Raw genomic sequence first — 20,999 nt, forward strand, 5'->3', positions numbered from 1 at the left:
TCATATCCCTCTCCCACCCGTGATATCTCTTTCGTAAGAGCTCACCGTCCTTTATTATATCAGAACATCATGTTTTTACAACAAGGAAAATGATAACGTTTACTTATAAATGAAATTATTTATAAATACGTAAAAATTGCCCGTATTGTTGAAATAATTTCTAACTCTCCCGATTGAATGGGTGGAGCTGCTTGCGCATGTAAAGTAGCATAAGACGTAACCTCCCTTGGTAATTGGGCAGATTCTTCAACGAATGAGAGGGGAACAGGATTAATATTTAAATTATATGTACTCGCAATAGCACGAGCTTTTTCTACTGCTTGGTGCAGAGCTTGAATGAGAGCTTGCTCATAATATTTATTTGGATGAGATACTCGGAAACGTAAACCTTTTGCTACATTTGCACCATTTGAAACGGCTATATCATATACTTCCCCAGCTTTTTGTACATTTAAAACGGTAATTTCATACAAATGCTCCACGCGGTATCCTTGCAGCAATGCTTTATCATTTACATATTCGTATTGAGGAGTAATTGTATAAGAAATCGTCTCTATATCTTTATCGGCAATACCAAGCTGTTTAAGTGCATCCAGCAATTGTTTGGATTGCACTGCATTTTCTTCTTGAGCCTGTTTTACATTTTTATCATCTGTTCGAATGCCGAGTGTTAATATAACAACATTCGGTTTTGCTTTTACAACACCTTCTCCTTGTACAGTAATAGTAGCTTCTTTACCAGTATTAGCAGTGCGTACGTTGTGTAAATAAGGATTCATTCCACCCTGCATTTTCCATCACCATCCTTTTTATATGTATATGTGTGAACAAAAAAGAAATTTATATGAAAAAAGTTACATAAATGAGAATGTTGAGGAAAGAAAGCATATACAACATAGGTATTTATAGATTATAATATGTGTAAATATGATAAAAAAGGGACGAGGCTATTGAACGAAAAAAGAGAAACGCTGATTTTAGATTTATCTGCATCATTTCGAAAAATGATACGTTTATTACAAAATGATATTAATACACGTTTTGCAGAACATATGCCATATAATGAATTTTCTGTATTACGTGCGTTATTTTTAAACAGTCCACAGATGGCTTCGCAAATTGCGAGTGAAGTAAACGTAACCTCCAGTCATATTACAGCTGTTACAGATCGTCTCGTACGAAAAGGATTAGTAGAAAGAAAACGTTCTAATTCAGATCGTCGAATCGTGTACTTAGAAATTACAGAGCACGGAAGAGAAGTAACTGAAAAACTTGAAGCTGTGCGTAAAGAATATTATAAAGAGAGATTTAAAGGTTGGAGCGACCAAGAAATAGAAATGGTCTTAGAACTATTTGGCCGCGTATTATAATAAATGAGGATAGGAAGCGAAAGCATTCCTATCCTTTTTCTTTTGAATAAAAATATTTTGAAACTCCGATACTTTAATTAAAAGATCGGAGGAAAGATTATGAAATATATTGCTGCACTTACCATTTTATTTGGTGGTTTTTTCTGTTTTCAAACATTCACGTACGCAGATACGCCTATCCAAGTAGTGCGAAAAGAAGTGAAGTACATTGAAAATGATAATACAGTCTTATATTCGAAATTATGGGTTCGTTCTATGCAAAACGCAGTATTATTCCACCATAGCGATAATATTCGTAATCGGGACACATTACGTAATGTAACAAGTTCATCGCTTGTTAAAGCGAAGCAACTATCTTTTCAGAAAGCAGCACTTTATATACCGAGACTATCGCAATACGTCTCAAAAATAGGGAAAGAAAACATTCAAGTGTACTACATTGCGATTCACTATAATGTGAAAAAAGAAAATGCATATCAATTAGATGGCATGAACTATTTTCTACAAGTATTCGTAAAAGAGCGTGGGGAATGGAAAATTGCCGAAAGTGTAGTTGCCCCGACAGAGCAAATTGTGCAAAATGGTGATGGATTTGGAATGAAAGAAGAGATGGTGTATGGGGATAGGAGAGAGAATTTAAAATAACCTCCTCTTAAAGAGGAGGTTATTTCACACGCCAAGAAAATTTAAATTTTAATAAGCGAGATAATAGTAGGTAGACTATCGTACTGGTCCCTATAAAACCAATATAATAATTTAAGATAGAACGACTTCCGCCCGCTGCCATTCCTCCAAACATTCCAATAAAGATTACACAACATATCATACATAGTGTTTTAAGCTTCGGATATAATAGAAAGTTTCCGTTTTGTTCATTAGGTGATCTTGTATATAAGTACATTCCTAAAGGGAATAGAATAAGCATATTTGCGATTGGACCGATAAGTTTTGTTGCTGAAGGAATATATGTAAAATTAGGTTCATCATGACGTACGCCTTGTTGATCAGTATAAGCACGTTGAGGATCGTAATTAAAATTAATATTGAATCCGCGAACTGGCGCTAAAATACTCATTTTTTCTATTCCTGAACCGTAACGATCTACATTTTCCTCCGTATAGACGGTATGATTGGAAGTAAGTCCAACCGTATGAATAGAAATAGCTCCGGCAATTAGAGTCGGCAAAATAAAAGGGAATCCAAGTATAGCAACACTGAAGAATCCTTGTGAAATCATATTACCAGCAATTGTTCCTATGCATAATGCAAGTGTATAGATAGCAATTAAGATGATAACCATGTACAAGAAGTAAGTATGAAATGGTGAAAATATTTGATACTTATTATGAAAGGTTGTCTTTTTCATAATAGCAAAAAGTCCCCAATTTAGTATAACGATAGCTACAATATTACACACACCAAAAAGCCATTTCGTTATGAAGAGATGTGTTCGTTTAAATGGCATAGACCATAAAATGTCACTTGATTGATTTTGACGTTCCCATCCAATAAGAATGCAGGCTAATATAATAAGGAGTCCTCCTTGAACCATAATAGCATCGGGAAGTGAAAGTTGATAATTATATCGGTATATATATTTCCATTCATTATGTTCATGAAAATATTTTAATTGCTCGGCAGCTGCTAAATAGTATTTATATGATAGTACATAAAAACTTACTAACCAAAATAGCCAAATAATATATTTACTTTGTTTGTAGGTATGCACCCATAATGCTTTTTGAAACATAGGATCTCTCCTTTAAAAAACTTTATAGTTTGTAAGACGTGATAATATAAAATAAGTGACGATTCCAAATAAAAAGAACCCAACATAGTAACTAAATAATAAATCAAAACGTTTTAACATTTGCCCACCTATTAATGCAAAATAAAAGGTAGTACCCCACATCCAGAGTGAGTTGTATTTTGGGAAAAGGAAAATTTTCTTATTATGTTCATTAGGTGATCGTGCATAAAGAAACATACCAATTAGTAAGCTGGAAATAGTATAGAAGATAGGAACAAGTATTACTTTTGCAGAGTAGTAACTATGAAAAGTGGGTCCCCTTTGTATTACTTTTCCATGATCTTCATCTGATTGGACAGTAGGGTGGTAATTATAACTAATTGAAAAGTCTAATATAGCGCTTGAAATGTTGGTCTTTTTATTGAATTTATAAATGTTTTCGAAATTCGTATAACTTTTATTCCCCTGTATTGCCTCAGCATGAGCTGTAAAGAAAAGGAGTAAGAGTGAAAAGATTCCCATTCCCATTATGCAAAAAGTAATGCTGAAGATGCTTTGTGAAATAATACTGCCAGTAAATGTACCTATACATAAAGAGACAGTATAGATAGCGATATATGTGAAAATTGCATACAAGAAATATCGATGAAACGGTTCGAAAGATTGATATTCAAAGTGAATCGTAGATTTATAAATAAAATACATAAGACCCCAATTGATTAGAAATGATAGTACAATGAAAAATCCACCGAAAACCCACTTCGATAAGAACATATCACGTCTTTTAAATGGAAATGTCATAAGTGAATCTCCATTTTGATTACTGCGCTCCCAGCCAATTAATATACAGGATAGGATAATTGTAATAATACTTAACCAAAAGCTATTAGAAGAATAAAAAGAATAATGATAGTAGAACTTTTCTTCACCTATTTTTTCTGGATGGAGAAAGAGAGACTGTTGAGTTTCTGCTGCTTGATAGTATTCGAAAGATAAAAAATAAAGTGAACTGAAGAGAAAAAGTAACGCAGCATATTTCCCACGCTTCCAATTCCACATCCATAACGCTTTATGAAACATATCCATCCTCCTCCAGTGTCGTAACGAAGACATCTTCAAGTGACATTGTTAATTCTTCAATGAGCAGTGGTTGTTCTTTATAAAACTTCTCGAGTGTTGTAGCCACATTTCCTTCAATTAAGATTGTATATACTTTTCCTGTTTGATTTAATATTTTAATATTGCTTAAGTTTTCTAGTTTTTGAGGTAATGAACGCTCGTAAGCTACTTGTATTTTTGCAAATTGTGATTTTGCATCGTCTAGTGACGTAATAGATGCTACAGTATGTCCTTTTAACATAATGATTGTATCTGCAATTTGTTCCACTTCATCTAAATGATGGGTAGAGATGAAAATGGTAATTTCTTTTTCTGCAACTTCTCCAACGAGAAACTGTAAAATCTGTCTTTTAACGATAGGATCAAGTCCGTTTGTTGGTTCATCTAAAATAATATATTCTGCTTTTGCAGCAACAGCTAAAATGATGGCAAGCAGTGCTTTCATTCCTTTTGAATAACTACGAATTCGTTTATTTGGTAAGTTGAAATGTTCTAGTAGTTCATAGAAATATGGTTCATCAAAAGCTGTATAAACTGCTTTATAAAACTTCACGATTTCTTTTACTGTATAACCGTTCAGTATGTTAGTAGAATCCGGAACATATACGATTTTTTGTTTCGTTTCAGGATTCTTATGAATGTCGATATCCTCATATGTAACAGTTCCCTCGTCGGGGTCTAAAATGCCGACCATCGTTCGTAATAAAGTTGTTTTTCCCGCGCCGTTTCTTCCAAGTAACCCGATAATACTACCTTTTTGTAATGTGAAAGAAACATCGTCTAAAATTGTTTGAGTATCAATTGTTTTCTTCAAGCTTGTCACTTTCAGCATCCGTATTTCCTCCAATCTCTTTATAGTATGAATCTATCCAATCATGAATTTTATCTTTCGTAACACCAAGATAAGAGGCTTCTAATAGTAATTGATGAAATTGCTTTTCAACCATAGCGATTTTCCTTTCGTCTAATGTTGGGGTAATCGATTGGGATACAAATGTTCCTTTTCCTCGTAACGTTTCAATAATTCCTTGTCTCTCTAACTCTTGATACGCTTTACTCACTGTATTTGGATTTATAACGAGTAAAGAAGCGAGTTCGCGTACAGAAGGAAGTTTATCACTTGGAGCCAACATGTTTTTCAATACGAGTTCTTTTATATTTTGAACAATTTGTTCCCATATCGGAGTGTTGCTTCTTGGATCAAGTTGAATATGCAAGAGCAATGTCTCCTTCCTCATATGTATTAAGTGTACTACTATGTGTAATACACTTAATACAATATAGGGGACGAATGTATTTGTCAACTGAAAATAATAGAAAAAATTGGTATTAAAAAAAGATGAATTGGAAAAAATAGGTCTGATATAGAATGGAGGGTTAGTCATGAAGCGAGTTTTTGGAATACTTGTTTGTTTCATGTTATTGCTTTCTGGAACTTCAGTGAGTTTCGCGCAATCTGAGAAAACGAAGCCAGAGAAAACAGAAGAAACAACGCCGAAGTTAGCGGAACAAGCGTCGTCAGCAATCGTAATTGAGCAAGATACAGGTAAAGTTTTATTTGATAAAAACCCAAATGAAAAATTACCACCTGCTAGTATGACAAAGATTATGACAATGCTTTTAATTATGGAAGAAGTTGAAAAAGGAAAATTAAAACTGACCGATAAAGTTAGAGCGAGTGAACATGCAGCTTCAATGGGTGGATCGCAAATCTTTTTAGAACCTGGGGAAGAGATGACTGTAAATGAGATGTTAAAGGGTATTGCAATTGCATCTGGAAATGACGCATCTGTTGCGGTAGCCGAGCACATCGCAGGTTCAGAAGAAGGATTTGTAAATATGATGAACAAAAAGGCGAAAGATTTAGGGCTGAAAAATACACATTTTCAAAACCCAACAGGTCTTCCGGCCAAAGACCATTATTCGACAGCAAATGATATGGCTATAATGGCGAGAGAATTGATGAAGTATCCACTTATTCGTAAATACACAGGTAAGTACGAAGATTATTTACGTGAAGATACAGATAAAAAGTTTTGGCTCGTTAATACGAATAAACTAGTACGTTTTTATCCTGGCGTAGATGGAGTAAAAACAGGTTTTACGACAGAAGCGAAATATTGTTTAACAGCATCGGCTGAAAAAAATGGTATGCGTGTCATTTCAGTTGTCATGGGAGCACCAACATCAAAAGAACGGAACAACCAAGTGACAAAGCTTCTTGACTATGCATTTGGACAATATATGACAAAGAAATTGTATACGCGCGGCGAAAAAATTAAGACAGTTCAAGTAGGAAAAGGGAAAAAAGAAAAAGTAGATTTAGTTGCGTCAGATAATGTTTCTCTTCTTATGAAGAAGGGCGAGAATATGGACAAGGTAAAACAAGAAGTAATTGCTGAAAAGAAAGTAAAAGCACCGATTAAAAAAGGTGACGCGCTTGGCACCCTTGTTATTAAAAAAGATAAAGATGTTTTATTAAAACAAACAATTGTAGCAAAAGAAGATGTTGCTGCAGCGAGCTGGTGGGAGTTATTTAAAAGAAGTTTTGGGATGTTTTCAACATCAAAATAGCGGCAAATATTTTGCCGCTTTTCTATTCGTATGTAAGTGAATAATGCTGAAAGGTTTCACTTTATGACGAAATAGTTCTTCTTTTGTCAGCAGGAAGGATTCTTATTTTGTATCACGAAAATCTTTATGTATGTGAATAAGTAAAGTTTGAGCATAAGGAGGAAATCGTGTGAGTCTTTCCATGCAATTAGAAGTAAAACGTGACGTCCTATGTGTGAGACTAGAGGGTGAATTAGATCATCATACGGCTGAAGAGTTGCGAACGAAAGTAACAGATATGATTGAGACACATGGTGTTCATCATATTGTTTTGAGTCTAGAGAACTTATCGTTTATGGATAGTTCTGGTCTAGGTGTTATATTAGGCCGATATAAACACGTAAAGGGATTAGGTGGAGAAATGGTTGTTTGTGCAATTTCACCGCCTGTTAAGCGTTTATTTGAAATGTCGGGCTTATTCAAAATCGTTCGCTTAGAAGAAAGTGAAGCGCACGCGCTCGCGACGTTGGGGGTGGCATAGATGAGAAATGAAATGAACCTTCAATTTTCAGCATTAAGTCAAAATGAATCATTCGCTCGCGTTACAGTGGCGGCTTTCATTGCACAACTAGATCCAACGATGGAAGAATTAACGGAGATTAAAACAGTTGTGTCAGAAGCGGTTACAAATGCAATTATTCATGGATACGAAGGAAATGCAGAAGGTATTGTTTATATTTCTGTAATTTTGGAAGAAGCAATGGTGAAACTCACGATTCGAGATGAAGGGATTGGAATCTTTAACTTAGATGAAGCGAGACAACCCCTTTTTACAACTAAACCTGAATTAGAGCGTTCCGGAATGGGATTTACTATCATGGAAAATTTTATGGATGAAGTAGAAGTTATTTCAAACGAATCTTTCGGGACAACAATCCATTTGACAAAATACTTATCAAATAGTAACGCTCTATGCAATTAAGGAGAATAGCCTATGGACATAGAGGTCAAAAATGAGAAGAAGAAACCTCAGTTAAAGGACCACGAGCTAAAAGCGTTAATTCAAAAAAGTCAAGATGGAGATCAACAAGCGAGAGATACAATCGTTCAAAGTAATATGCGCCTCGTTTGGTCGGTTGTACAGCGGTTTCTTAATCGAGGATACGAACCAGACGACCTATTTCAAATTGGATGTATTGGGCTCTTGAAATCGGTAGATAAATTTGATTTATCTTTCGACGTGAAATTTTCAACATATGCAGTTCCAATGATTATTGGTGAAATACAACGTTTCTTACGCGATGATGGATCAGTAAAAGTTAGTAGGTCTTTAAAAGAAACAGGAAACAAAATTCGAAAGATGAGAGATGAGCTTTCGAAAGAATTCGGAAGGGCTCCAACGATTAATGAAGTGGCAGAGGCACTAGAACTAACGCCAGAGGAAGTTGTTCTAGCACAAGAAGCGAGCCGGGCCCCTTCATCTATACATGAAACTGTATATGAAAACGATGGAGATCCAATCACTATTTTAGATCAAATTGCAGATCAATCTGAAACGAAATGGTTCGATAAAATTGCTTTAAAAGAAGCGATTAGAGAACTAGATGAACGAGAGCGCTTAATTGTATACTTGCGTTACTATAAAGATCAAACACAGTCAGAAGTAGCCGAGCGCATAGGCATTTCGCAAGTACAAGTTTCAAGACTTGAAAAGAAAATATTAAAACAGATGAAAGATCGAATAGACGAATAATCGTCTATTCGATTTTTTTATGCCGTTAATAGGAGAGAGATGTTAATTTTCGCAAAAATTAACAGAATTTATTGATAATTTAGTCAATTTAAAATATAATCCAAGTATGAACTTGTCATAAAGGGGGAAGGAAATATGGAAACGAGGCAACAATGGGGAACGAGAGCTGGATTTATTTTCGCAGCGGTCGGATCTGCCGTTGGATTAGGAAACATATGGCGTTTTCCTTATACAGCGTATGAAAATGGAGGAGGAGCATTCTTTTTACCGTATTTATTTGCATTATTAACGACTGGTATTTCATTGTTAGCGTTTGAGTTTGCCCTTGGTCATCGTCATCGTGGCTCAGCACCACTTACATTTTTCCGTATTAGCCCGCGTGCAGAATTTATTGGATGGTGGCAAATGTGCGTAACATTTATTGTTTCAACATATTATGCAGTGATTATTGCTTGGTCTATATCGTATACATACTTTGCAATTACTGGAGCATGGGGAAAAGACACGCAATCATTTTTATTTAAAGAGTACTTACATGTTGCAGATAAGCCAGGACAATTTGGAGGACTTGTACCAGAAGTATTAATTCCGTTAGCTCTCGTTTGGATTATTGTGCTTGGCGTTGCATTTAAAGGAGTTAAAAAAGGAATCGAAGTTGTTAACCGTATATTTATTCCTTTATTAGTTGTTATGTTCCTTATTATCGTTGTTCGTGCAGTGACGATGGAAGGTGCTATGCAAGGACTAGATGCATTCTTTAAACCAGATTGGAGTCGTATTTTTGATGGGAAAGTATGGCTTGCTGCTTACGGTCAAATATTCTTTAGTTTATCTTTAGCATTTGGAATTATGATTACGTATTCTAGTTATTTACCGAAAAACTCGGATACAACAAATAATGCCTTTATTACTGGATTTGCAAACTCAGGATTTGAATTATTAGCAGGTATTGGGGTCTTTGCAGCTCTTGGATTTATGGCAAATAATATGGGAGTACCGGTTGATAAAGTAGCAAGTGCTGGCGTTGGGCTTGCGTTCGTAGTATTTCCCCAAATTATTAATGAATTGCCGATGTCACCGTTGTTTGGTGTTTTATTTTTCTTATCGTTAACGGTTGCTGGAATTACATCACTTATTTCACTCGCGGAAGTATGCTTTGCCGCTGTATCTGAAAAATTCAGTTTAAGTCGGGAAAAAACTATTGGAATTATGGGAACCCTTCTCGTGTTAGTTTCTCTTGTTTTTGCAACACGTGGTGGACTTATGTTCTTAGATGTTGTCGACTATTTCGCTAATAATTTCGGATTAATTACAATTGCACTTGCGGAAGTAGTTACGATAGGGCTCATTTTACGCCGTTTACCAGTTTATCAAAATCATGCAAACTTTGTATCTGATATTAAATTAGGAACGTTTTGGAGAGTGAGTTTACTCGTTATTACTCCGCTTATGTTAGGGTATATGCTAATTGATGGTACAATCCAAAATATTAAAAAGAACTACGGAGATTATCCGACTGAGTTTGTTGTAACGTATGGTTGGTCGATAGCAGCAGCATTCCTCATAGTTGCAATAATCATTGGCCTGAAAAAATGGGATGCACAAATTCATTCGGATTCTGCCAAGCTTGAAAAAGAATGGAAAGATCGAGGTGTTTCATAATGAGTGGATCAGCGATTATGATGATGGTTATTGGAATAGTAGTCATTTGGGGAGGGCTTGCATTAAGTATTGCAAACTTATTTAAGAAAAAGGCATAAGTAAAAAACATCTGTACCGAAATGGTGCAGATGTTTTTTTATGAAAAAATTGTATTAGAAAAAAATTCAATAACCATACTACAACTACGAGGAAGAGTGAAGGGGTGAATGAAAGTTGGAACAAACGATTTATATTAAAATGCGCAATCGTTTAAAAGTTTCTCCTACTTATGAAGTAAAGCTGGGCGATGTTGCTCAACTTGCCGGAGATTCTTCCGTAGTTGAGTTGTTACAAAATGAGATAGTTTACAAAATAACAGCGCATGATAAGACGCATGTTGTAATTGATGTTATGAAAGTAATTGAGATTATTCAACAGAAAGCATCTCATGTACAAATTAATTTACTCGGTTCTGGACAAACTCTTGTTGAAATTATATACGAAAAAAAGAAGACACACCCAATTTTTTTCGGGCTTGTATGGCTGTTACTGTTCATTGGAGCGGCCCTTGCGATCATTTATTTCCATGAAGATGTAAGTATGCAACAAGTACATCAACGGTTATATTACATGATTACTGGAGAATTTAATGCACAACCACTTTTATTTCAAATTCCTTATTCTTTAGGTCTTGGCTTAGGGATGGTTTTATTCTTTAATCATGTATTTCAAAAGCGAATTAATGAAGAGCCGAGTCCGTTAGAAGTTGAGATGTTTCAATACCAACAGTCACTTGATCAGTATGTAATCGTTAATGAAAACAAGGATAATATGAAACAACTTGCCGATGATTGAGTCTGGATTTGTTATTTTAATTGGTTTAGCTGGAGGGATTGCGGTAGGTAGCGGATATGTCGCATTTTTAGCTGTACTTGGTATAATCCCCCGTTTAGCTCAATTAACGAGAAGTGGAAAGCATATTCAATATTTTGAGTGGGCAGTCATTGCAGGTACTTTAACAGGGGCTTGGTGCAGTTTGAAAAACATTACATTTCAAACGTCGCAATATTGGCTCGTTATATTAGGGATATTTTGTGGCACATTCATCGGAATGCTTGCTGCGGCATTAACAGAGGTGTTAAATGTTCTACCTATTTTAGCGAAACGAGTAGGGGTAGAGGGGAAGATTATTGTTTTACTCGTTGCTCTTGTACTTGGGAAAGTAATAGGATCGTTGTTTCACTGGATTTATTTCGTAAAGTAGGAGGCAGTATATAAATGACAAGTCAGAAATTGAAGGATGATTACATAAATAAAGTGAAGGAGTATCATCCAAAGCCAAACTATTTACTAAATTGTATCAAAGCATTTCTTGTAGGTGGACTCATTTGCACAGTTGGAGAAGTATTGATGAAATTTTATATACATTATTTTCACTTCAGTGAACAAGAGGCAGGAAACCCAACTGTTGCAACCCTTGTTTTATTATCCGCGATTTTAACAGGGTGTGGTGTATATGATAAAATCGGTCAATTTGCTGGAGCAGGATCAGCGGTACCGGTAACAGGATTTGCAAATTCTATGGCGAGCGCTGCCTTAGAACATAAGAGCGAAGGGGTTGTTCTAGGGATTGCTACAAATATGTTTAAACTGGCAGGAAGTGTGATTGTATTTGGGGTTGTTGGTGCATATATCATTGGGTTAATAAGGTATACCTTTAAAATTTTTATGTCTTAAAGGAGGGGCTAGTATGAGGTTGACCGGAAAACAAACGTGGGTATTTCAAAATGATATATATGTGAATGCAACGGGTACTGCTGTCGGTCCGAAAGAAGCTGAGGGCCCTCTTGGGAAAAAATTTGATATTTCATATGATGAATTGCATTGTGGAGAAGAAAATTGGGAGCTCGCCGAACGAAGATTAATGTCAGACTCAATTCAACAAGCAGTGCAAAAAGGGAATATAAAAACATCGCAAATTGATTTCTTTTTAGCAGGAGATTTATTAAATCAAACAGTGACAGCAAATTATGTTGCGCGTAAGTGGGGCATTCCTTTTTTAGGAATGTTTAGCGCTTGTGCGACGTCTATGGAGACTTTAGCAGTTGGCTCAGCTTTTATAGACGGTGGATTTGCAAATCGTGTTTTAGCTACAGTAAGTAGTCATAATGCAACGGCTGAAAGACAATTTCGCTATCCAACAGAGTACGGTGGACAAAAGCCAGGGACAGCAAATTCAACTGTGACTGGTGCAGGGTCTATATTAATTAGCAATGAAAAAAGTGCAATTAAAATTACGTCGGCTACAATTGGAAAAGTGCAAGATTTAGGAATCACAAATCCTTTGGATATGGGAGCAGCGATGGCTCCAGCAGCAGCTCATACAATTCAACAACATTTTGAAGATTTAAGAAGAAGTGCCGATGATTATGATTTGATTGTTACGGGAGATTTATCAGCTGTTGGGACGCCGATTGCGAAACAACTTTTACTTGAGGAAGGTTATGATCTTGGGCATATATACAATGATTGTGGATTGATGATTTATGAACCAAGTCAAGAAGAAGTGTTTGCAGGTGGTAGTGGTTGCGCTTGTTCAGCAGTTGTCACATATGGTCATTTATTACACGAGATGCAAAAAGGGAATTTACAACGAATTTTTGTCGTTGCGACTGGTGCATTATTAAGCCCGATGATGATGCAACAGAAGGAAACGATTCCAACAATTGCACATGGTGTCGTATTTGAGAGAGTTAAAGGAGAGTGAATTGTGGATTTTATATATGCATTTCTTGTAGGTGGAGTTATTTGTTTAATTGGGCAACTATTGTTAGATTTTGTAAAGTTAACACCAGCTCATTTAATGGCAACTTTTGTAGTCATCGGAGCAATTTTAGATGGATTTGGATTGTACGATAAACTAATAAAGTTTGCAGGTGCTGGAGCAACAGTCCCTATTACAAGTTTTGGACATTCACTATTGCACGGAGCAATGCATGCAGCAGAAAAACATGGATATTTAGGAATTGGTATTGGCATGTTTAGTTTAACGTCTGCGGGCATTTCCGCAGCGATATTGTTTTCGTTTTTTATAGCACTTATATGTAAACCGAAAGGATAAATCAAATGAGACGAAGGGTTGTTTTGGTCACAGATGGAGATGAATATGCAAAGCGGACAATTGAGCTTTTAACGAAGGAATTTGGGGGAAGGTGTATTTCAGCATCACAAAGTAATCCAACCAAATTGACAGGGAAAAAAGTTGTTGAGCTTATTATGCAAACGCCATATGACCCTGTATTTGTCATGTTTGATGACAGTGGATTTATTGGAGAAGGATCTGGTGAAAAGGCTTTAAAATATGTGGCTACCCATAAACAAATTGATGTGCTCGGTATTTTAGCGGTAGCGTCTAATACGCATCATTGGGAATGGGCACGTGTAGATGTAAGTGTAGATCGGAACGGGAATTTAACCGAATACGGTGTTGATAAATTTGGACTTCCAGATGGCGAAATTGGCAGAATTAGCGGAGATACAATTTATTGTTTAGATGACTTGAATGTTCCTGTCATCGTTGGAGTCGGTGACATTGGTAAGATGTGTGGAAATGATGAATGGGAGAGGGGATCACCTATTACGAAGAAAGCAATTCAATTAATTTTGGAAAGGAGTGGTTTTTATGACGAAGCCTAAAAAAGTGGATATCCCTATATCAACTTTCATAAGTGACAATGAAAATTATTTAAAGCAGACAGTTGGGCTAGGCGTTACATACGATGTTGGCATTCGTAAATTTCAAATTTTGAATAAAGAAATTGGTGTGTTATTTGTAAACGGACTTTGTGATACAAATTATATTATCCCTATTTTAGAAGAAGCGGTGGATACAAATGAGATAAGGGATGTAGAAGAAGATACAGTGAAGCTTTTAGAGAATCGCTTAATCCATCAACAAGTAAGTAAAGTGAAAACGATGGATGAGGTAATGCTCCAAGTATTATCAGGACTCATCGTGATATTTGTGGAAGGTGAAACGGAAGCGTTTGCAATCGATGTTCGTAGTTATCCAGGGCGAACGCCGACAGAACCAGATACCGAAAAGGTAGTACGCGGTGCAAGGGATGGATTTGTTGAAAATATCGTTGTAAATACAGCATTAATCCGTAGAAGAATTCGAGATCCACGTCTTCGAAATGAAATGGTTCGAGTAGGAGATAGATCACAAACGGATATTTGCATTACATACGTTCAAGATGTTGCAAATCCAGATTTAGTAAAGATTATAAAACAAGAATTAAATAACATCGATGTAGATGGAATTACGATGGCGGATAAAACAGTAGAAGAATTTGTTGTAAAGCAAAGCTATAACCCATTTCCACTTATTCGATATACAGAAAGGCCAGATGTAGCAGCAAATCATCTACTAGAAGGACATGTGTTAGTACTTGTTGACACATCGCCAAGTGCTATGATTACACCGACAACATATTTTCATCATTTACAGCACGCGGAAGAGTTTAGACAAAATCCAGCTGTCGGTACATTTTTACGCTGGGTGCGCTTTTTAGGTGTTATATTCTCGTTATTTTTATTACCATTTTGGTTAGTGTTTGTATTTGATCCAACTCTTTTGCCAGCAAATCTTGCTTTTATTGGACCGACTAAGATGACGCATTTACCAATTTTATTACAGGTGTTAATGGCAGAGGTCGGACTTGAGTTTTTAAGGATGGCAGCCATTCATACTCCAACGCCGTTATCGTCTGCAGCAGGGTTGATTTCCGCTATATTAATTGGTCAAATTGCAATTGATGTAGGTTTGTTTGTGCCAGAAGTAATTTTGTATGTAGCAGTTTCGATGATTGGTGCATATGCAACACCGAGTTATGAATTAGGATTAGGGAATAAGGTTGGGAAATTGTTTGTTATTATTTTAACAGGTCTCTTCCATGAGATGGGATTTGTAATTGGTATGACGATATTAATTTTATTTTTAACGTCTATAAAAAGTTTACAAACACCTTATTTATGGCCGTTTTTACCATTTGATTGGGGCGCATTAACAAAAATTTTACTCCGTCCAACGATGTCTAGTTTAAAAGTACGACCAAGTATTGTAAGACCTCAAAATGTAAAAAGACAAAAATAAACGGGATTATACACCCGTTTATTTTTTTTAGCAAAAATTTATTATTTTTTAACAAAAATCAAACATTTTTTGTGTACACTTAGAGTAGATATTGTGTATGGAAGGGGAAGAGGACATGATTAAATTATTTGTAAGTGATTTAGATGACACGCTCGTTTACGATGTGAATCATATGCAAAAAGAAGATGAACGTGCGCTGTGTTGGTTAGCTGAGAAAGGGACAAATATTTGTTTTGCCTCTGGCCGCTTTACACACAGAATTGATGAAGTTGTAAAAAGGTTTTCATTCCCATATTATACAACTGGCTTAAATGGAGCGACAATGTTGCTTCCGGATGGAAATTTATTTCATGAATCGAGTTTTGAAAATGTGGTTGCCCAGGAAATATATCGATATATACATAAAAAAGGACTAGCGGATATTGTTTGTGCAAATGAGCAGCGATATACAAAAAGGAAGAATGAACATCACCATAATTTTGAAGCGTATATGGGCGTGCATATCGCTGAAATTGAAGCGTTAGAAGAAGAGTTTGGTAAGACTGTACACCCTGCAAAATTGTTTGTTTTTGGAGAAGAAGAGAAAATTGTGACGTTAGATCAAGAGCTACGAGATACGTTTCAAGGCGAAGCGGAAGTTTTTATATCAGGTAAACGCTATGTTGATATTATGCCAAGAGGCGTGAGTAAGGGGAGTGCTCTAAAGCGACTAATGGACCATTTGCAAATTGAAGCAAATGAAGTTGCTTGTATTGGAGATTCTTTCAATGATATTTCTATGTTTGAAGTAACCCCGCATTCATTTACTCTTCATCATGCCCATCCATATGTAAAGGAGAAAGCAAATCATATAGTGCGTTCGGTTGAAGAGGCTGTTATGAAATTACCATTACTTGTATAAAAAAGAAGCCCGTCACTGGCGGGCTTCTTTTTTACTTGAATAAAGATTTAACAAAATCAATGATACTTGAGAAGAAATCTTTCACTTTATCTAGAAAACTTTGTCCTTCTTCAGATCCTAAAAAGGCAGAAACATGTTCTTTTGCTTTGTTTAATTGACTACCAACTTGATTCCAATCGATATTAAGATTTTTCATTTTATCAAATAACGATACTAAGTTATCTAACTGTTCATCTGTTAATGTAATGCCGAGTTGATCAGCAATTTTTTTAATTAATGAACGTAAATCTTCTGTTGTTTTTGGCTGTTCTTTTGCAATTTCTTCTTTAATTTTTGCAACAAGTTGAACTGCTTTTTCTTCACCAATTTTATCACCAAGCTGGGCTGTTTGTACCATTTCTTCATTCGCTACTTTTTTAATTTCTTCAGGAATTTGTTTATTGGACGCAGTTTCGTATGCTTTCATTAATCCAGTTAAAGCTGCAGTTCCTGAAACTTTAAAAGGTGCAGTAATTTGAATTTCTGCATCTTTTACACCTGCTGTAATCAAAGCGTTAGTGTACATTGCATCTGTTACCCAGTTAATGTTCTTTGATCGTACAATAAGACCAGATCCTGGTTTTGTGTATGTAATCATAGAAGAAGAAATTGCTCTCGTACCAATTTGTGCTTTTGGAACAATGCCTTCTAGAAATTTATGTTCTTCCGCATTAGATACAGTGATAATTGTAGCATCTTTTGGTGCTTTCATTTCTTTTAACAGATCTTGTTTTTGTTGTTCGGATAAGTTCTCTCCTAATGTAACAATTGATTCTCCCTCAATGATGTCTGCAAATGAAGCTGTTGGCATCATAAATACCGTTACAGCTAATAGCAGAGCTAATAATTTCGTTTTCACGAAAAATCGCTCCCTTTCTCTTTCTAAAATTTTCGGGCAACAAAGTTATTATAGTATATATTTCTTATTTGTCACCTAGCTTTTTCCACATTTCAAAAAAGAAGTATCTAGATTGTCGGATTCTTTTTGTTTCTAGTCATGAATGTGGTAATATAGTGCTGAGATAGTTGAAAGGAGACATATACGTATGAAAACTTTAGGATACATATTAATGGAAAACGGTGAAAAAATCGACTTGGAATTTTTCCCAGAAGAAGCACCGAAAACAGTAGAAAACTTTAAAAAATTAGCAGAGCAAGGATTTTATGACGGTGTTACATTCCACCGTGTTATTCCTGGCTTCGTAAGCCAAGGTGGAGACCCAACAGGTACAGGTGCAGGTGGCCCAGGTTACTCTATTCCATGTGAAACTGATGGAAACCCTCATAGACACCTTGTAGGATCACTTTCTATGGCTCACGCTGGCCGTAACACAGGCGGTAGCCAATTCTTTATCGTTCATGAGCCACAGCCGCATTTAGATGGTGTTCATACTGTATTCGGTAAAGCAACAAGCGGTATTGAAACAGTATTAAAAATGCGTCAAGGCGATGTAATGAAAGAAGTTAAAGTTTGGGAAGAATAAGGTAAGGAAAAAGAGAGCTTTTGCTCTCTTTTTTATTTTTAATGAGATTGAGTACTACTTCTACAGCTCATCATACAAGTAGTATTGTTGCTAAAATATATTGTTTGTGAGAACAAACCTTTAACCAATTACATAGAATACATTACATTATATGTTTCAATAAATATTTTTTGTTATATTAATTTTGCTAGAATTGTGCTGCTTTAGAGTAACTATAAATGAAGTGCTGTTGAATGATATGTTTCTTTCCATTCCATATAAAATTTTCTTTTTTTAACTCTATTTATTAAAGGAATAGTGCTGAAACATAGATTTGACTTTCTTCTTTTCGCTTTGTATGATTATCAAGTTGTTTTAGACTCTTCTCACTCTGTTGAAAATATTGTAAAATGAATGTGATATGAAAAGAGTGATTGAGGGGATTACTAGTTTGTAACTTTTGTAAGAAGGGATAAGGGTTATGTTAATTCGTTTTAAAAAAAGTTATGAAAAAATTGCAATGGGGCTTCTTTCGTTTATGCCAACTGAAAAAGATGTGAAAACATTACAATTGACAATGAAAGAATATGAAGCAAAAGATGATTGGCAATTGTATTTGTGGAAAGAAAATGAAGATTTTGTTGGAATAATGGGGATTGTAAAAAAAGAGAATCAAGTATTAGAAATTCAGCATTTGAGTGTGAACCCGTCTCACCGTCATGTGGGGATTGGGACGAAGATGGTTCAAGAGTTAAAGAGTAAATTTCTTGAGTTTACAATTTGCGGAAATGAGCAAACAGCAAGTTTTTGCGAAAAATGTAAAGGGCTAGAACAAAATATACATTCGTGAAAGCAGAGATAAGTAGTTTATTATCTCTGCTTTCTTTTTTGTAATTGTTCGTTTCGTTCAGTAATGACCTCTGTACGATCACGCAAAGTGTGCTTGTTTATAATATATTCACCTGGGATAGCATTCAAGTCTTTCCAAGAGAGGTTTTGTTTTTGACATAACTCTATGCACTGCTTCTCTAACGATGAATCTGATAAGGGTAAAAATAAAGGTACAAAACGTTCTTTTTTATGGATAGATTGCAATCTTTCATTGAGCAAGGAAAGAAGTTGTACTTGATTAATTCCTAAACGTTGTAAAGGCACACCGCTTTTTTCTAAAATTGTAATTGCGCTTTTCATCATTTTTGTAGAACCATTCCAATTAGCACGTCTTTGGTGGTATAAAGAAACTGCAATTTGAATGAGACCAACTAAGTAATGATCACGATTACCTCTTGGTTTTGTCTTCCAATACTCTTCTAGTATTTCGTGGCATTCAAAATAGTCATAATCTCCATGGAAATGAATTAAAAATTGTATGTATTCGGTAGGATACATGTTTTCTCGCTCCTATCTAACGGTTATACATATAAGTGTATCATAGAAATATGAACAATAAACGACTAGGAGGTTTCCCCCTAGCCGTTATTGTTCATATTAGCAGAAGCAAGCTGCTCCTACAATAATTAGTAAAATAAACAGTACAACAAGTAATGCGAACCCACCGCTAAAACCACAATCAACGTGACCCATAGTTTTTTGACCTCCTACATTGTTCTTACTACACTGTTATCATATGAAGTGGTGGGCATGATGACATAGGCATCGGTCTATTTTTAATTAAATTTCTTAAAAAGGTTGGATAGAACATGAGTATGCTCTATACTTATGTTGTTATAGAAAAAATGTGGTGGGATGCTTTGTGCAATATAATTTTAAAGTAGAGGCTTTTGAAGGGCCGTTAGATCTATTGTTACATTTAATACATCGTTATGAAATTGATATATATAATATTCCTGTAGCAGATATTACAGAGCAATATTTATCTTATGTGCATACGATGAAAGAACTTCAATTAGATGTTGCAAGTGAGTATTTAGTAATGGCTGCAACGTTATTACAAATTAAAAGTAAGATGTTGTTGCCGAAACATGAAGAAGATGTACTTGATAACGGTGATGATTTTATAGATGATCCTCGTCAAGAATTGATGGAGAGGTTAATTGAATATAAGAAATATAAGCAAGTTGCTACTGAGTTAAAAGAAAGAGAACAAGAAAGAGCACAGCTATATACACGTCCACCAATTGACTTTACATCGTTGCAACAAGAAGAGGAGACAAGCTTACCTCTTGATGTTACGTTATATGATATGCTAGCAGCATTTCAAAAATTAATGCGCCGTAAAAAGGCAAAAAAACCTGTAACAACACGTATTACTCGTCAAGAAATACCAATTGAACAGCGAATGACTGATATTTTAAAACAGTTAAAAATAAAGGGTGGTCGCCAAAGTTTTTATGATTTGTTTGTTGATGATGAACGTGAAATAATGGTTGTAACATTTTTAGCAGTTCTGGAACTTATGAAAAACCAACAAATCATAATTGAGCAAGAACATAATTTTGATGAAATTTTCGTATCAAGCTCTAATAAATCTGCATAGAGCAAGTATGTGAAAATGGGATAGCAACATTTTATCTCATGCTATGTTTTAATGTATCGTTTGGAACAAGAGAAAAAATATTGAACCGAACGCATTAATTGTGATTCGGTTTTTTGATGTGTATTTTTATGAGAAAATAGAAGGAAGGAGCTCGTGAAATGGATAGGAAAGAACAAAAGTCAATTATTGAAGGCCTTTTATTTGTTTCTGGTGATGAAGGGATTTATCCAGAACAAATAGCGAAAGTTCTTGAAATTGAAATGAATGAAGCAATTAATATTTTAGAAGAAATGCAACAAGAATGTGAAGGTGCAAACCGTGGTTTGCAAATTGTACAGTATGCAAAAGTATATCGTTTTGCTACAAAGAAAGAACATGCTTCATATTATCAAAAATTAATAGATACACCAACAGCTGCTTCACTCTCACAAGCTGCCCTCGAAACGTTAGCGATTGTTGCATATCGCCAACCAATCACAAGGACTGAAATGGAAGAGATTAGAGGAGTTAAAACTGATAAGGCGTTACAAACGTTGGTTTCACATTTACTTATAAAAGAAATGGGAAGAGCAGAAGGACCAGGGCGTCCTATTTTATACGGAACAACAAAAGAATTTTTAGACACATTTGGATTGAAAACATTAGATGATTTACCACCGCTTTCTGAAGAGAATGAACAAATGAATGAAGCAGATTTATTCTTCGGTTCCTTACAAGAGATATCGAAATAAAAGCTTAGCATTTTGCTAAGCTTTTTT

At 35.4% G+C, this 20,999-nt stretch carries 28 protein-coding genes; 20 read left to right on the plus strand and 8 right to left on the minus strand.

The window, feature by feature from the left end; genetic code table 11:
- Nucleotides 1–119 precede the first annotated feature (119 nt).
- Nucleotides 120–791, minus strand: coding sequence for an SIMPL domain-containing protein (locus MR112_RS07320; RefSeq protein ID WP_001161449.1), 672 nt, complete (start codon nt 789–791; stop codon nt 120–122).
- 159 nt (nt 792–950) lie between these two features.
- Here MR112_RS07320 and MR112_RS07325 point away from each other — a divergent pair, with 159 nt between their 5' ends.
- Nucleotides 951–1,370, plus strand: coding sequence for a MarR family winged helix-turn-helix transcriptional regulator (locus tag MR112_RS07325; RefSeq protein ID WP_001003307.1), 420 nt, complete (start codon nt 951–953; stop codon nt 1,368–1,370).
- A 99-nt stretch (nt 1,371–1,469) separates the two neighbouring features.
- A complete protein-coding gene (locus MR112_RS07330; protein ID WP_033696439.1) occupies nt 1,470–2,015 on the plus strand; it encodes a hypothetical protein in 546 nt (181 codons plus the stop codon).
- Nucleotides 2,016–2,034: 19 nt separating this feature from the next.
- Here the strand turns inward: MR112_RS07330 and MR112_RS07335 are convergent, their stop codons facing one another.
- Genes MR112_RS07335 through MR112_RS07350 form a run of 4 tightly spaced genes read right to left on the minus strand, consistent with a single transcriptional unit; the run spans nt 2,035 to nt 5,456 of the window.
- A complete protein-coding gene (locus MR112_RS07335) occupies nt 2,035–3,120 on the minus strand; it encodes an ABC-2 transporter permease (RefSeq protein ID WP_242244873.1) in 1,086 nt (361 codons plus the stop codon).
- Nucleotides 3,121–3,132: 12 nt separating this feature from the next.
- Nucleotides 3,133–4,200: an ABC transporter permease gene (locus tag MR112_RS07340; RefSeq protein ID WP_059303470.1), complete on the minus strand. Its 1,068-nt coding sequence runs from the start codon at nt 4,198–4,200 to the stop codon at nt 3,133–3,135.
- A complete protein-coding gene (locus MR112_RS07345) occupies nt 4,190–5,071 on the minus strand; it encodes an ABC transporter ATP-binding protein (protein ID WP_000922164.1) in 882 nt (293 codons plus the stop codon). Before MR112_RS07345 ends, MR112_RS07340 begins: the two co-directional genes overlap by 11 nt.
- Nucleotides 5,037–5,456, minus strand: a complete 420-nt coding sequence (locus MR112_RS07350) for a GntR family transcriptional regulator (RefSeq protein ID WP_000548040.1) — start codon at nt 5,454–5,456, stop codon at nt 5,037–5,039. The genes MR112_RS07345 and MR112_RS07350 overlap by 35 nt, the downstream gene beginning before the upstream one ends.
- A gap of 166 nt (nt 5,457–5,622) precedes the next feature.
- Between MR112_RS07350 and dacF the strand changes: the two genes are divergently transcribed.
- The 14 genes from dacF to MR112_RS07420 all read left to right on the plus strand — a co-directional run bounded on the left by dacF (nt 5,623) and on the right by MR112_RS07420 (nt 16,242).
- Nucleotides 5,623–6,813, plus strand: a complete 1,191-nt coding sequence (dacF, locus tag MR112_RS07355) for a serine-type D-Ala-D-Ala carboxypeptidase DacF (protein ID WP_000831981.1) — start codon at nt 5,623–5,625, stop codon at nt 6,811–6,813.
- 169 nt (nt 6,814–6,982) lie between these two features.
- Entirely contained in the window at nt 6,983–7,333 is a 351-nt protein-coding gene (gene spoIIAA, locus MR112_RS07360; protein WP_000059135.1) for an anti-sigma F factor antagonist, read from the plus strand.
- The gene (spoIIAB, locus tag MR112_RS07365) at nt 7,334–7,774 is read left to right on the plus strand and encodes an anti-sigma F factor (protein WP_001243398.1); all 441 of its coding nucleotides are present in this window, start codon (nt 7,334–7,336) and stop codon (nt 7,772–7,774) included. It abuts the gene before it with no gap.
- Nucleotides 7,775–7,786: 12 nt separating this feature from the next.
- Nucleotides 7,787–8,545: an RNA polymerase sporulation sigma factor SigF gene (gene sigF, locus MR112_RS07370; protein WP_000350729.1), complete on the plus strand. Its 759-nt coding sequence runs from the start codon at nt 7,787–7,789 to the stop codon at nt 8,543–8,545.
- Between the two features lie 135 nt (nt 8,546–8,680).
- A complete protein-coding gene (locus tag MR112_RS07375) occupies nt 8,681–10,207 on the plus strand; it encodes a sodium-dependent transporter (protein WP_000450088.1) in 1,527 nt (508 codons plus the stop codon).
- On the plus strand, nt 10,207–10,305 hold the full coding sequence (locus tag MR112_RS07380) for a methionine/alanine import family NSS transporter small subunit (RefSeq protein ID WP_000016826.1): 99 nt from the start codon (nt 10,207–10,209) through the stop codon (nt 10,303–10,305). The genes MR112_RS07375 and MR112_RS07380 overlap by 1 nt, the downstream gene beginning before the upstream one ends.
- A gap of 115 nt (nt 10,306–10,420) precedes the next feature.
- Nucleotides 10,421–11,041, plus strand: a complete 621-nt coding sequence (locus MR112_RS07385; protein ID WP_000438369.1) for a stage V sporulation protein AA — start codon at nt 10,421–10,423, stop codon at nt 11,039–11,041.
- Complete coding sequence (gene spoVAB / locus MR112_RS07390; RefSeq protein WP_000572936.1) at nt 11,034–11,450, plus strand: stage V sporulation protein SpoVAB; 417 nt, start codon at nt 11,034–11,036, stop codon at nt 11,448–11,450. The genes MR112_RS07385 and spoVAB overlap by 8 nt, the downstream gene beginning before the upstream one ends.
- A 14-nt stretch (nt 11,451–11,464) precedes the next feature.
- Nucleotides 11,465–11,923 carry a stage V sporulation protein AC gene (gene spoVAC, locus MR112_RS07395; protein ID WP_000203810.1) on the plus strand — a complete coding sequence of 153 codons (459 nt, stop codon included), beginning with the start codon at nt 11,465–11,467 and terminating at the stop codon, nt 11,921–11,923.
- A 13-nt stretch (nt 11,924–11,936) separates the two neighbouring features.
- Nucleotides 11,937–12,953, plus strand: coding sequence for a stage V sporulation protein AD (gene spoVAD, locus MR112_RS07400; protein WP_001241165.1), 1,017 nt, complete (start codon nt 11,937–11,939; stop codon nt 12,951–12,953).
- Nucleotides 12,954–12,956: 3 nt separating this feature from the next.
- Entirely contained in the window at nt 12,957–13,307 is a 351-nt protein-coding gene (spoVAE, locus tag MR112_RS07405) for a stage V sporulation protein AE (RefSeq protein WP_000345916.1), read from the plus strand.
- A gap of 5 nt (nt 13,308–13,312) precedes the next feature.
- Nucleotides 13,313–13,882: a stage V sporulation protein SpoVABEA gene (spoVAEA, locus tag MR112_RS07410; protein WP_001254415.1), complete on the plus strand. Its 570-nt coding sequence runs from the start codon at nt 13,313–13,315 to the stop codon at nt 13,880–13,882.
- Nucleotides 13,869–15,341 carry a spore germination protein SpoVAF gene (gene spoVAF / locus MR112_RS07415; protein WP_000165595.1) on the plus strand — a complete coding sequence of 491 codons (1,473 nt, stop codon included), beginning with the start codon at nt 13,869–13,871 and terminating at the stop codon, nt 15,339–15,341. The genes spoVAEA and spoVAF overlap by 14 nt, the downstream gene beginning before the upstream one ends.
- 97 nt (nt 15,342–15,438) lie before the next feature.
- Nucleotides 15,439–16,242 carry a Cof-type HAD-IIB family hydrolase gene (locus tag MR112_RS07420; protein WP_002026273.1) on the plus strand — a complete coding sequence of 268 codons (804 nt, stop codon included), beginning with the start codon at nt 15,439–15,441 and terminating at the stop codon, nt 16,240–16,242.
- Nucleotides 16,243–16,273: 31 nt separating this feature from the next.
- Here the strand turns inward: MR112_RS07420 and MR112_RS07425 are convergent, their stop codons facing one another.
- The gene (locus MR112_RS07425; RefSeq protein WP_000850514.1) at nt 16,274–17,140 is read right to left on the minus strand and encodes a DUF1002 domain-containing protein; all 867 of its coding nucleotides are present in this window, start codon (nt 17,138–17,140) and stop codon (nt 16,274–16,276) included.
- 187 nt (nt 17,141–17,327) lie between these two features.
- Between MR112_RS07425 and MR112_RS07430 the strand changes: the two genes are divergently transcribed.
- Both MR112_RS07430 and ribT read left to right on the plus strand, forming a co-directional pair.
- On the plus strand, nt 17,328–17,765 hold the full coding sequence (locus MR112_RS07430; protein WP_000853782.1) for a peptidylprolyl isomerase: 438 nt from the start codon (nt 17,328–17,330) through the stop codon (nt 17,763–17,765).
- Nucleotides 17,766–18,225: 460 nt separating this feature from the next.
- Complete coding sequence (gene ribT / locus MR112_RS07435; RefSeq protein WP_000908401.1) at nt 18,226–18,594, plus strand: GNAT family N-acetyltransferase RibT; 369 nt, start codon at nt 18,226–18,228, stop codon at nt 18,592–18,594.
- A gap of 20 nt (nt 18,595–18,614) precedes the next feature.
- On the opposite strand, the gene MR112_RS07440 is transcribed toward ribT, so the two are convergent.
- The gene (locus tag MR112_RS07440) at nt 18,615–19,133 is read right to left on the minus strand and encodes a DUF309 domain-containing protein (RefSeq protein WP_000283597.1); all 519 of its coding nucleotides are present in this window, start codon (nt 19,131–19,133) and stop codon (nt 18,615–18,617) included.
- Between the two features lie 99 nt (nt 19,134–19,232).
- A complete protein-coding gene (locus tag MR112_RS07445) occupies nt 19,233–19,328 on the minus strand; it encodes a YjcZ family sporulation protein (protein WP_000510194.1) in 96 nt (31 codons plus the stop codon).
- 169 nt (nt 19,329–19,497) lie between these two features.
- On the opposite strand from MR112_RS07445, the gene scpA reads away from it, so the two are divergent.
- Together scpA and scpB are read left to right on the plus strand one after the other, a co-directional pair.
- Nucleotides 19,498–20,241 (plus strand): segregation/condensation protein A, encoded by a 744-nt coding sequence (gene scpA, locus MR112_RS07450; RefSeq protein ID WP_001199753.1) that lies wholly within the window; start codon nt 19,498–19,500, stop codon nt 20,239–20,241.
- A gap of 158 nt (nt 20,242–20,399) precedes the next feature.
- Nucleotides 20,400–20,972 (plus strand): segregation/condensation protein ScpB, encoded by a 573-nt coding sequence (gene scpB, locus MR112_RS07455; protein ID WP_000375168.1) that lies wholly within the window; start codon nt 20,400–20,402, stop codon nt 20,970–20,972.
- Nucleotides 20,973–20,999 lie beyond the last annotated feature (27 nt).

The organism is Bacillus cereus group sp. BfR-BA-01330 (assembly GCF_022663885.1).
Lineage (GTDB): Bacteria > Bacillota > Bacilli > Bacillales > Bacillaceae_G > Bacillus_A > Bacillus_A cereus.